Source organism: Pseudomonas vancouverensis (genome assembly GCF_004348895.1).
In the GTDB taxonomy this organism is placed as follows: domain Bacteria; phylum Pseudomonadota; class Gammaproteobacteria; order Pseudomonadales; family Pseudomonadaceae; genus Aquipseudomonas; species Aquipseudomonas vancouverensis.
The window spans coordinates 63,715-75,992 of the sequence record NZ_RRZK01000012.1 but is presented as its reverse complement, the minus strand read 5'-3'; the positions used below and the strand labels follow the sequence as shown (position 1 = coordinate 75,992).

Genomic DNA, 12,278 nt, shown 5'->3' with positions numbered 1-12,278 from the left:
ACTTGAAACGGAGATATGAAAATGCCCGACCCACAAGTTCGTCCGCCATTGCCCCCTTTTACCCGCGAGTCCGCCATCGAAAAAGTTCGCCTGGCCGAAGACGGCTGGAACTCCCGTGACCCCGAGCGCGTTTCCCTCGCCTACACCCTCGACACCCAGTGGCGCAATCGCGCCGAGTTCGCCCACAACCGCGAAGAAGCCAAAGCCTTTCTGACCCGCAAATGGGCCAAGGAGTTGGACTATCGACTGATCAAGGAACTCTGGGCGTTTACCGACAACCGCATCGCCGTGCGCTACGCCTATGAGTGGCACGACGACTCGGGCAACTGGTTCCGTTCCTACGGCAACGAGAACTGGGAGTTCAACGAGGACGGCCTGATGGCGCACCGGTTCGCCTGCATCAACGACCTGCCGATCAAGGAAAGCGAGCGCAAGTTCCGTTGGCCGCTGGGGCGTCGACCAGACGATCATCCGGGGTTGTCGGATCTTGGTCTATAACCCGGATTCACTTTAAACCCGCCGGGAGCGAGCCTGCTCGCTCCCACATTGGTTTTGTGGCGTGCAGGCCGGTAAGATGTGCCCCCTTCCCCGCAGTCTTTTTTTTGCTCCTGCCGAATAAGCCGATCCCATGCCTTTCGAACTCAGCGTTGACCTGTCCACCCTGGCCATTCTGGCCCTCGTCGCTTTTGTCGCCGGGTTCATCGATGCCATTGCCGGTGGCGGCGGTCTGTTGACCACCCCGGCGCTGCTCACCGCCGGCCTGCCACCGCACTTGGTGCTGGGCACCAACAAGCTCAGTTCGACCTTCGGTTCGGCCATCGCCAGCTTCACCTTCTACCGACGCAAGCTGTTCCATCCCGCACAGTGGATTCACGCCATCGTTGGCACCCTGGTCGGTGCGCTGGCCGGCGCCATCGTCGCGCATTACCTGCCTGCGGAATGGTTGAACAAGATGCTACCGGTGATCGTCTTCGCCTGTGGCGTCTATCTGTTGTTTGGCGGCACGCCGAAAGCGCCGCTGGACAGCGACGCACCGATCAAGAAAAAGTGGCAATCACCCCAGGGTTTCACCCTCGGTTTTTACGATGGCGTAGCAGGTCCGGGCACCGGTGCGTTCTGGACCGTAAGCAGCCTGCTGCTTTACCCCATCGACCTGGTCAAGGCCAGCGGCGTGGCGCGCAGCATGAACTTCGTCAGCAACGTGGCGGCGCTGTCGGTGTTCATCTTTTCCGGTCAGGTGGACTGGATCATCGGCCTGTGCATGGGCTCGTCGTTGATGGTTGGCGCGTTCTTCGGCGCCCGCACCGCCATCAGCGGCGGTGCGAAATTCATTCGCCCGGTGTTCATCACCGTGGTCCTGGCCCTGACTGTGCGTTTAGCCTGGCAGCACTGGTTCAGCGTGGCCTAAACGCCGCGCCACGTAGACGTCGATCAGGTAACGGGCAATCGAGCGTGACGCCGGCAACGGCGGCAGCGCATGTACGTTGAACCACTGGGCGTCTTCGATCTCGTCTTCCTGGCAGACGATCTCGCCACCGGCGTACTCGGCATGGAAGCCGAGCATCATCGAATGGGGGAACGGCCAGCACTGGCTGCCCAGGTACTGGATGTTCTTCACCTCGATCCGTACTTCTTCGCGTACCTCGCGAATCAGACAGTCCTCGGCCGACTCACCCGGTTCGGCAAACCCGGCCAAGGTGCTGTAGACCCCGGTGACAAAGCGTGGCGAACGCGCCAGGAGGATTTCATCGCCACGGGTGACCAGCACGATCATGCTCGGCGAAATGCGCGGGTAACTGCGCAAATCGCACGGCTGGCAGTACATCGCCCGCTCCCCCGGCACTTGCGTCATTGCCTGGCCGCAGTTGCCGCAAAAACGGTGCTCTCGGGCCCAGGTACCGATCTGCGCGGCATAACCGAGCACCTTGTACAGCGTATGATCGCCTTCGAGCATGAATGCGCGCAGGCCTTTCCAGCCGCAACCCGGTACATCACTGGCACTGCGCAACTCCAGCAGGTACACCGGCTCACCATCAAGATGGCCGATGCCATGTTCGGTCAGCACCGACAGGTCCTGACGCTTTAGCCATTCCCGCGGGAACAGTGCGCCGTTGTCATCGAACAGAAAGCCCTCGGGGCTGCGTGCCACGGCCCAGCCGCCGGGTTGATCGGTGTCCAGTACTGCAGTGGTCCAGCGAGAAATCATGGTTAATCAATCCAGAAATTCAGGTTTCTGTTTGCTCATGTGGGCGGCCATGGCCACGCGCAGATCGTTGGATTGCAACATGGCGGCGTTCCAGGTAGCGACGTATTCGAGGCCGTCATCGATGCGATGATCGCGCATATAACTGATCATCTCCTTGGTGCCGGTGACGGCAATCGGTGACTTGCTGGCAATATCCCGGGCGATGCCCATGACGCCGTCGAGCAGGCTGGCGCTGTCCTCATAGACCCGATTCACCAGGCCCATGCCCCGCGCTTCCTCGGCGCCGAAAGTGCGCCCCGTGTAAGCCAGTTCACGCAGCATGCCGTCACCGATGATCCGCGGCAAGCGTTGCAGCGTGCCGACATCGGCGGCCATGCCAATGTCGATCTCCTTGATCGAGAACTGTGCGTCCTGCGCGGCATAGCGCATGTCGCAAGCGGCAATCAGGTCGATGGCGCCACCCAGGCAGTAACCCTGAATAGCCGCGAGCACCGGTTTGCGGCAATTGTCGACGGCATTGAAGGAGGCTTGCAGGTTGAGGATCTTGCGCCGCAACAGGCGCGCGTTACGACCGACGTCCTTGCCCAGTTCATTGGCCACGCCGGCGAGCATCATCAGGTCGATGCCGGAGGAGAAATGCTTGCCTGCACCACTGAGGACCACCACACGCACTTCGTCGGTGTCATCGATCCACTGGAAGATATCGACGATCTCGCTCCAGAACGCGGCGTTCATCGAATTGATCTTTTCCGGACGGTTGATCTGCACGTGGGCGATTTTATCCGCCAGTTCGACGTTGAACGCGGTGTACTGGGACATGCCGGTGATCCTTTTGCAGGCAAAAATGAGGTCGGAACTATAACAAGGTGGCACCGCCATCAGTAAGGCCGTGCTTCGGCCAAATACGGGACTGACGGCCACCGCACCAATAAGGTGCAGACAGCGAAAATCACCTCGCACACTAATGTGACTGCCCTATGACTTTTCGCAGCAAAAAAGCACAAAAACATGCACTTCGTCGGGGCGATTACCGTTCATTCCTGCACGTCCGTACCGCTTCAAACCGATTGTCGAACAATTTTGCCATTCGCCCTTTACCGCTCTAAGTTCTGGCCTAGACTCATTTTCTCGAGCAGAAACCGGTCGGTCACAAAGTGGAAAAATAGTCGAAACTTTTACTGTTCCTGATCGGTCCTCTGAAAGGCAGGTGCGTTGCGACTGGTGCAATCTTTGCAACGGCCCATTTACCCATTCTGCTTCTACGCATTGGGCATGCTTGCCCACCGATGCGCAGCGCGATTGCGTCCGGCCAAGGGATATTGGCCATGAAGCACCGTTTACCAGACCCAAGAATCAGATCAACAACACGGGAGATTCATATGATCGGTACGGCTTTGGAAATACAGGGAGAGCGTGCTCATCAGGTCGGCGAATCGAACGCCGTGACTGCCGCAAATAACCACCCGGTCAGTGCCCCAGGCACCAGGACGCTGACCCCGGTGGCGCATCCAAACCCCAACCGCAAGAAAGTGTTGTTCGTCACCTCGGAGATCGCCGACCTGGTGAAAACCGGCGGCCTGGGCGACGTGTCCGCCGCCCTGCCCCGGGCCATGGCCCACCTGCATGACGTGCGCGTGCTGATCCCCGGTTATCCGCAGGTGCTGCACAGCGAGAATCCGATTCACATCATCGGTGAACTGGGCGGCCACGCCGCGCTGCCACCGTGCAAGATCGGGCGCATGGACATGCCCGACGGTCTGGTCATTTACGTGTTGATCTGCCCTGAACTCTACGAGCGCGAAGGTTCACCTTACGGCGCCAATAACGGCCGCGACTGGCCGGACAACCACATCCGTTTCGCCCGCCTGGGCCTGGCGGCCGCCGATATCGCCGCCAACCTCGCACAAATTCATTGGTGCCCGGACCTGGTGCACGCCCACGACTGGCCGGCTGGCCTGGCGCCCGCTTATATGCATTGGCGTGGCCAGCGCACCCCGACGCTGTTCACTATCCATAACCTGGCCTACCAGGGCGTGACCAGCCTGGGCTCTTGCCCCGAACTGGGTATTCCTCATCACGCTCTGCAACAGGAAGGCATGGAGTTCTACGGCAAGATGTCATTCCTCAAGGCCGGCATGGCGTATTCGAGCCACATCACCACAGTCAGCGCGACCTATGCCCAGGAAATCACCACGCCGGACTTCGGCTGCGGTCTCGACGGCTTTCTCGCCGCCAAGACCCAGCAAGGCCTGCTCAGTGGCATCCCCAATGGCATCGACGAGAGCTGGGACGCAGCCACCGATCCGCACCTGTTCGCCCCCTTTGCGATTGGTGACTGGGAAGGCAAAGCGATCAATGCTGCCCACGTGCGTGAACTGTTCGAACTGAATGACTCCGAAGGTCCGCTGTTCGCTGTGGTCTCGCGACTGGTCTATCAGAAAGGACTGGACCTGACCCAGGCCGTTTCCGAATACATCGTGAAGAACGGCGGACAGATCGCGATCATCGGCCGCGGCGAACCGGAAGAAGAGCAAGCGATGCGCGAACTGGCCCTGCGTTTTCCCGGGCAGATCGGCGTACGCATCGGCTTCAATGAAACCGATGCCCGGCGCATGTTCGCCGGCAGCGACTTCCTGCTGATGCCTTCTCGCTACGAACCCTGCGGCCTGAGCCAGATGTACGCCCAGCGCTTCGGTTCATTGCCGGTGGCGCGCAATACCGGCGGCCTGGCCGACACCATCGAGAACGGCGTGACCGGGTTCCTGTTCGACGAATCCACGGTGGAAAGCTATCAGGAAGCCCTGAGCCGGGCGTTCAAGGTGTTCGCCTTCCCGGACCTGTTGCACGCCATGCGTTGCCGGGCCATGGCGGCACCGTTCAACTGGTGCAAGGCGGTCGAACCCTACGCCGAGCTTTACGAACAGCTGGTGGCCAAGGCACTGGGGAAATTGCACAAACACTAAGGGATTTGAAGATGCCGTTACGGACCCTCGAAACCTGGCCCCACGGCGCAATCATGCTGGACTCCGAGCACACGCGATTCGCGTTGTGGGCGCCCGATGCGTTTTACGTCAGTGTCGAACTGGACAATGGACAGTCCTTGCCGTTGTTGCCCCAGGAAAACGGCTGGTTCGTCAGCAACACCCGCTGCCCGGCCGGCACACGTTATCGCTACAACATCGACGGCGAACTGGAGGTGCCCGACCCGGCTTCCCGTGCCCAGGCCGGTGGCCTCCAGCAGCCAAGCGTGGTGGTCGATCCGTTGGCCTATCAGTGGCAACACGGCGCCTGGCTCGGTCGCCCGTGGCACCAAGCGGTGATCTACGAATTGCACGTCGGTGCGCTCGGCGGCTTCAGCGCGGTCGAGCAGCATCTGGCGCGCTGGGCCGAGTTGGGCGTCACGGCCATCGAACTGATGCCGCTGGCGCAATTTCCCGGCGAGCGCAATTGGGGCTACGACGGCGCGCTGCCGTTTGCGCCCCAAGCGTCCTATGGCACACCCGAGCAACTCAAACACCTCATCGACACGGCCCATGGTCTCGGGCTGGCGGTGATTCTCGACGTGGTCTACAACCACTTCGGCCCGGACGGCAACTACCTGCACCGGTACGCCAAACAGTTTTTCCGCGAAGACAAACACACCCCGTGGGGGGCCGCCATCGATTTTCGCCAGCGCGAGGTGCGCGACTTCTTCATTGAAAATGCCTTGATGTGGCTGTTGGAGTACCGTTTCGACGGCTTGCGCTTCGACGCCGTGCACGCCATCGAAGACCCGGATTTTCTCCAGGAGATGGCACAGCGCATACGTGGCCAGGTCGACCCGCAACGGAATGTCTGGCTGTTGCTGGAAAACGAACATAACCAGGCCAGCCTGTTGGAACAGGGTTTTGACGCGCAATGGAATGACGACGGCCACAACGCCCTGCACGTTCTGCTGACTGGCGAAACCGAAGCCTATTACGCCGACTACGCGCAAAACCCCACCGCACAATTGGCCCGCTGCCTGAGCCAGGGTTTCGTATTCCAGGGCCACATCAATCAACACGGCGTTGCCCGCGGCGAACCCAGCGGGCATTTGCCGCCCAGTGCCTTCATCCTGTTTTTGCAGAATCACGACCAGATCGGCAACCGCGCCTTTGGCGAACGCCTGCATCAATTGGCGCACCCGCAGGCGTTGCAGGCGGCCACCGTATTGTTGCTACTGTCGCCGATGATTCCGCTGATGTTCATGGGCGATGAATACGCCGTCGAACAACCCTTCCTGTTCTTTACCAGCCACCACGGCGACCTGGCCAAACTTGTACGGGACGGACGGCGCAACGAGTTCGCCAGCTTCAGCGCATTCACCGACCCGCATCAACGCGAACACATCCCCGACCCGAATGACCCGCAGACATTCGAAGCCTCCCGACCGACATTGCCGCCGCCGGGGCATTCGGCAATGCACGACTTTTATCGACACCTGCTGCAACTGCGCCATCGGCACATCGCGCCAAACCTGCCCGGCGCCCAGGCCCTGAGTGCCGAAGTGCTGGCTGACGGTGCGCTCAGCGCAGCCTGGCGCCTGGGCGATGGCAGCCAGTTGCGCATTGACCTGAACCTCAGTGCGAACCCGGTGGTCCACAGCCCACAGGCGGACGCCGAATGCCTGTTCGAAACCCCAGCAGGCTCGGCAGAGCGGCTTAAAGCAGGCCACCTGCCGCCGTACTGCGCACTCGTCAGCCTCACGGCTGCCACCCCATTACTACCCCGAACGGAGAGCGTCCATGAGTGATGCGCAACTGGAAATCCTCGCCAGCCGAGCGGGTCTGGCGGTGGACTGGATCGACGCCAACGGACGGCCTCAAAAAGTCGCGCCCGCGGTACTGCGCAACGTACTGACAGGACTTGGCCACCCGGCCGGCAGTGCCCAGGAAATCGACGCCAGCCTGCTGGAGTTGCAAGCAGTGCAACAAACCTTGCACCTGCCGCCACTGATCACCGCGGACGTCGGCGTTGGCCTCGATCTGGCCCGCTACTTCGCCCCGCACACGCCTTGTGAAATTCACCTTGAAGACGGTTCGCGACTGAACCTCAAACTGGATGCCGACGCGGTACTGCCGGGGCTGATCCCGGTGGGCTATCAGCAGGTCAGCATCGACGGGCAAAGCTTCACCCTCGCCGTCGCCCCGGAACGCTGCTTCAGTGTCGGCGATGCGGTGGACAGCCCGATTCCGCGGGCATGGGGTTTGAGCGTTCAGTTGTATGGCCTGCGCCGTCCCGGCGATGGCGGTTTTGGTGATACCCAGGCCCTTGAAGACCTTGCACGCGTCGCCGGTGAACGCGGCGCGGAGGCTTTGGCGATCAGTCCATTGCACGCCATGTTTTCCAGCGACACCCATCGCTACAGCCCTTACTCACCCTCCAGCCGTCTGTTTCTCAATAGCCTTTATTGTTCGCCCGGCGCGATTCTGGGTGAGCGTGCACTGCGCACGGCGATCGATGCCACCGGGCTCGCGGCCGAGTTGCAGGCACTGGAAGAACGTCCGCTGATCGACTGGCCAGCGGCAGCCGAAGCCAAGCATCGGGTGCTGCAAGCGCTGTACGAAGGTTTCGTCCAGGGCGAGCACCCCTTGCACGAAGATTTCAGCAGCTTCCGCCATGCCGGTGGCGAAGCCCTGGAAAACCATTGCCGCTTCGAAGCCATCCAGGAGGCGCGCACCGCACGCGGTGAAAACCCCGACTGGCGCGAGTGGCCCGAACAGTGGCGCAATCCGCGCAGCGCGGCGCTGGCGGAATTTGCCGAGGAGAATGCCGGGCGCATCGGTTTCTTCGCCTTTTGCCAATGGCTGATCGCCCGCTGTCTGGAACGAGCCCAGGCGGCTGCCCGCAGCAGTGGCATGAGCATCGGTCTGATCGCCGACCTGGCCGTCGGTGCCGATGGCGGCGGCAGCCAGGCCTGGAGCCGTCAGGACGAGTTGCTGGCATCCCTCACCGTCGGCGCGCCGCCGGACATTCTCAATCGCCAGGGTCAGGGCTGGGGGATCTCCGCGTTTTCCCCCGAAGGCCTGGTGCGCAATGGCTTCCGTGCGTTCATCGAAATGCTGCGGGCCAACTTCGCCCACAGTGGCGGCTTGCGCATCGACCACGTCATGGGCCTGCAACGGCTGTGGGTGATCCCCAACGGTGCGCCACCGGCCGACGGCGCTTACCTGTATTACCCGGTAGACGATCTGTTGCGCCTGCTGACCCTCGAATCCCATCGCCATCAGGCCATCGTCCTGGGCGAAGACCTCGGTACCGTACCCGATGGCCTGCGGGAAAAACTCATCGCCCGCTCGATGCTCGGCATGCGCGTGTTGCTGTTCGAACAGGACAACACCCACTTCAAACCCATCCTCGACTGGCCGGACAACGCTCTGGCGACCACCAGTACCCATGACCTGCCCACCCTCAATGGCTGGTGGCATGGGCGCGACATCGACTGGAACGCACGCCTGGGCATGGTCGATGCCAGCGGCGAGATCGAATGGCGCCAACACCGCGAACGCGAACGCGAAGGCCTGCGCCGGGCCCTGAGCCAGGACCCGCAGAACTTCCGCGAAGAGTCCCACGAAACCGATCAGGTGCTGGATGCCAGTGTGCGTTTCCTTGGCCACACCCGAGCGCCACTGGTGCTACTGCCGCTGGAGGATGCACTGGGTGTCGAACAGCAAGCCAACTTGCCGGGCACCATCGACACTCACCCCAACTGGTCGCGGCGCATGCCCGGATACAGCGAAGCGCTGCTCGACAGCCCGGACGCTGCCCGACGTCTGGAACTGCTGGCCTGCGCACGGCTGCAGGCCGCCGAGCGTGACCGATGATGCAAGTGATCGAACGCCCGCTGCGGGCGACCCTGCGCCTGCAATTTCACAAGGGATTCACCCTGGAAGATGCCTTGCCGCTGGTGCCGTATTTCGCACGGCTGGGCATCAGCCATGTTTACGCATCACCGTTGCTGCGCGCCCGTGCCGGCTCCATGCACGGCTACGACGTGGTCGACCCGACCCGGGTCAACCCGGAACTGGGTGGCGAAACGGCGCTGCGGCAATTGGTCAATACCTTGCACACGCACAACATGGGCTTGATCCTCGACATCGTGTCCAACCACATGGCGGTCGGTGGCAGTGACAATCCCTGGTGGCTGGACTTGCTCGAATGGGGTCGTTTGAGCCCCTACGGCGAGTTTTTCGACATTCAATGGCACTCGCCCGATCCGTTGATGGAAGGCCAGTTGCTGCTGCCGTTTCTCGGCAGCGACTATGGCGTGGCGTTGCAGGAAGGCAACCTGCCCCTCAAGTTCGACCCCTGGCATGGCAGCTTCCACGTCGAGCACTACGATCACCGTTTTCCGATCTGCCCCAGCGATTACGGGGAACTGCTCAAGGTCGACGCGACACTCGATGCCGAACATGCCCAACAGCTCAAGGCACTGGCGGATCGTTTCAATACCCTTGGCTATCAGACCGACGCCCATGGCCTGGCGGTTGGCCTGAAGTCAGAGTTGCGCGACCTGGCCACCGATCCGCTCATCCTCCAGGCCATCGAACAACGCCTCACCCACTACGATTCGGTGCAAAGCGAAGGCTTCCAGCAACTGCACAATCTGCTGGAGCGGCAAAGTTATCGCCTGGCCAGTTGGCGCACCGCCGCCGATGACATCAACTGGCGGCGGTTCTTCGATGTCAACGAATTGGGCGGCCTGCGTGTCGAACGCCCGGCAGTGTTCGAAGCCACCCACGCGAAGATCTTCCAGCTGATCGAACAAGGCCTGATCGATGGCCTGCGCATCGACCATATCGACGGTCTGGCCGACCCGCGCGGCTACTGCCGCAAGTTGCGCCGTCGGGCCGACAGCCTGACACCGGGCCGGCACTTGCCGATCTTCGTCGAGAAGATTCTCGGTGCAGGTGAAACCCTGCATCGCGACTGGTCGGTGGACGGCACCACCGGCTACGAATTCATGAACCAGCTCTCGCTCTTGCAACACGATCCGCAGGGCTTCGAACCGTTGGCCAAGGTCTGGCAGCGTTACAGCGACCGGCCGGCGGTTTTCGCTGAAGAAACCGCGTTGGCCCGGCAGCAAATCCTCAGCGGTTCCCTGGCCGGGGATTTCGAAAGCGTCGCCCAGGCTTTGCTGCAAGTGGCGCGTGACGACTTGATGACCCGCGACCTGACCCTCGGCGCCATTCGCCGGGCCTTGTTGGCGTTGATTGTGCAGTTCCCGGTGTATCGCACCTACATCAACGCCTTGGGGCGTTGTGCCCAGGATGAGCCGTTCTTCCAGCGCGCCATGGAAGGTGCCCGCCATTCACTCAGCGAAGCCGATTGGCCGGTGCTCGATTGCCTGGCCCGTTGGCTTGGCGGCGAACCTTGGCGTGGTCGTCCGGCCGGTCGCCAACGAAAGCGCCTCAAACATGCCTGCGTGCGCTTCCAGCAACTGACCTCTCCTACAGCAGCCAAGGCCGTGGAAGACACTGCGTTCTATCGCTCGGCGGTGCTGCTGTCGCGCAATGACGTGGGCTTCAGCACCGAGCAGTTCAGTGCCCCGGTGGCCGACTTCCATGCTGCCTGCAGCAACCGCCTGGCAACCTTCCCCGACAACCTGCTGGCCACGGCCACCCACGATCACAAGCGCGGCGAAGACAGCCGCGCGCGCCTGGCCGTGTTGAGCGAACGCGCAGCCTGGTACGCCGACCAGATCGGCCTGTGGCGCGCCCTCGCCCGCCCGCTGCGCGACGACGATCAGATGCCGTCGGCGGGCGATGAACTGATCCTCTATCAAGTGCTGCTCGGCAGTTGGCCGCTGGACCTGCACCTCGGCGATCAAGCAGCACTTGAGCGCTACAACGAACGCCTCTGGCAGTGGCAACGCAAGGCTTTGCGTGAGGCCAAACTGCAAAGCAGCTGGAGTGCGCCGAACGAGGCCTACGAGCAAGCCACCGAGCGTTTCATCCAGCGCCTGTTGCTGAGCGCCGAAGGCGAGTTTCTGCGCATCGCCCTCGACAAGGCCGCGCGGTCCATCGCCGCGCCCGGTGCGCTCAACGGTTTGGCGCAAACCTTGCTGCGCATGACGGTGCCGGGAGTGCCGGATCTGTATCAGGGCAATGAGTTCTGGGACTTCAGCCTCGTCGACCCGGACAACCGTCGCCCGGTGGATTTCTCGATGCGCCAGCAAACCCTGGAGCAAGCAATCGATCCATCGACACTGCTGGCGAGCTGGCACGACGGGCGCATCAAGCAGGCCCTGATTGCGCGCACCCTGCAGCGACGTGGCGAACACAGCGAATTGTTTCAACGAGGGACTTATCAGCCCCTTGAAGTGGTGGGCAGCGAAGCCCATCGAGTGCTGGCTTTCATACGTGAACGGGAGGCAGAACGCGCCATCGTGATTGTGCCGATACGCAGCGCCGGGTTGCTGGAAAACAGTGCCGAACCACGGATCGACGCGCTGCTGTGGGGCGATACCCGGGTCAGGTTGCCGTTCACCGGCGCCGAGGAAAATCTGAAGGGACTTTTTTCAAGCGTCGCAGTCACAAAAAACAGGGAGCTGATGATCAGCGCCGCGCTGGGGGATTTCCCGGTCAATCTCTTTATCCAAATTGCCCACACTTGAGTTCAGTTCAGGAGCATTGCGATGAGTACCGAAGATAAACGCATCCGCGAATTCGCCTATCAGATCTGGGAGTCCGAAGGTAAACCCGAAGGTCAGGAAGCTCGCCACTGGGAGATGGCGCGCAAACTGGCCGAGGCCGAAGCGCTCGCACCCAGCAAGTCACCCAAGGCTGCAGCCGGCAAAACCGCGGTGAAGAAACCTGCCGCAGCGAAAACCCTCGATGGCAAGAGCGCAGCCGCCAAGCCCAAAGCCAAACCGGCGGCAGCATCGAAAGTGATTCCGCCGGGGGAAAAAGCCGTCGAGAAAAAGCCTCGGGCGCCGCGAAAACCGCCTGCGGTCTGATATGCACCGCGTTTAACTTTGATGATGTGGTGGTGGGCCAGCTCACCACTTCGGTAGCGCTCGCCCCAAATTAACCTGTAGGAGCGAGCTTGC

9 protein-coding genes are annotated in these 12,278 nt (G+C 61.7%); 7 read left to right on the top strand and 2 right to left on the bottom strand.

The features are described from left to right. Window positions 1-21 precede the first annotated feature (21 nt). Both EIY72_RS12290 and EIY72_RS12285 read left to right on the top strand, forming a co-directional pair. Window positions 22-498: a nuclear transport factor 2 family protein gene (locus tag EIY72_RS12290; RefSeq protein ID WP_093230553.1), complete on the top strand. Its 477-nt coding sequence runs from the start codon at window positions 22-24 to the stop codon at window positions 496-498. Between the two features lie 130 nt (window positions 499-628). Then, window positions 629-1,408: a TSUP family transporter gene (locus tag EIY72_RS12285; protein WP_093221554.1), complete on the top strand. Its 780-nt coding sequence runs from the start codon at window positions 629-631 to the stop codon at window positions 1,406-1,408. Here EIY72_RS12285 and nudC read toward each other — a convergent pair. Next, on the bottom strand, window positions 1,376-2,206 hold the full coding sequence (nudC, locus tag EIY72_RS12280) for an NAD(+) diphosphatase (protein WP_093221557.1): 831 nt from the start codon (window positions 2,204-2,206) through the stop codon (window positions 1,376-1,378). The two genes, EIY72_RS12285 and nudC, sit on opposite strands and share 33 nt — an antisense overlap. Window positions 2,207-2,212: 6 nt before the next feature. Beyond that, window positions 2,213-3,025: a crotonase/enoyl-CoA hydratase family protein gene (locus EIY72_RS12275; RefSeq protein WP_093221564.1), complete on the bottom strand. Its 813-nt coding sequence runs from the start codon at window positions 3,023-3,025 to the stop codon at window positions 2,213-2,215. Window positions 3,026-3,585: 560 nt separating this feature from the next. On the opposite strand from EIY72_RS12275, the gene glgA reads away from it, so the two are divergent. Genes glgA through EIY72_RS12250 form a run of 5 tightly spaced genes read left to right on the top strand, consistent with a single transcriptional unit; the run spans window position 3,586 to window position 12,185 of the window. Beyond that, the gene (gene glgA / locus EIY72_RS12270; RefSeq protein WP_093221571.1) at window positions 3,586-5,169 is read left to right on the top strand and encodes a glycogen synthase GlgA; all 1,584 of its coding nucleotides are present in this window, start codon (window positions 3,586-3,588) and stop codon (window positions 5,167-5,169) included. A gap of 11 nt (window positions 5,170-5,180) precedes the next feature. Beyond that, window positions 5,181-6,980, top strand: a complete 1,800-nt coding sequence (gene treZ / locus EIY72_RS12265) for a malto-oligosyltrehalose trehalohydrolase (RefSeq protein ID WP_132680134.1) — start codon at window positions 5,181-5,183, stop codon at window positions 6,978-6,980. Then, complete coding sequence (gene malQ / locus EIY72_RS12260) at window positions 6,973-9,051, top strand: 4-alpha-glucanotransferase (RefSeq protein ID WP_093221576.1); 2,079 nt, start codon at window positions 6,973-6,975, stop codon at window positions 9,049-9,051. Before treZ ends, malQ begins: the two co-directional genes overlap by 8 nt. After that, window positions 9,048-11,843, top strand: coding sequence for a malto-oligosyltrehalose synthase (locus tag EIY72_RS12255; protein WP_093221580.1), 2,796 nt, complete (start codon window positions 9,048-9,050; stop codon window positions 11,841-11,843). Before malQ ends, EIY72_RS12255 begins: the two co-directional genes overlap by 4 nt. Before the next feature lie 21 nt (window positions 11,844-11,864). After that, window positions 11,865-12,185 carry a DUF2934 domain-containing protein gene (locus EIY72_RS12250; RefSeq protein ID WP_093221585.1) on the top strand — a complete coding sequence of 107 codons (321 nt, stop codon included), beginning with the start codon at window positions 11,865-11,867 and terminating at the stop codon, window positions 12,183-12,185. Window positions 12,186-12,278 lie beyond the last annotated feature (93 nt).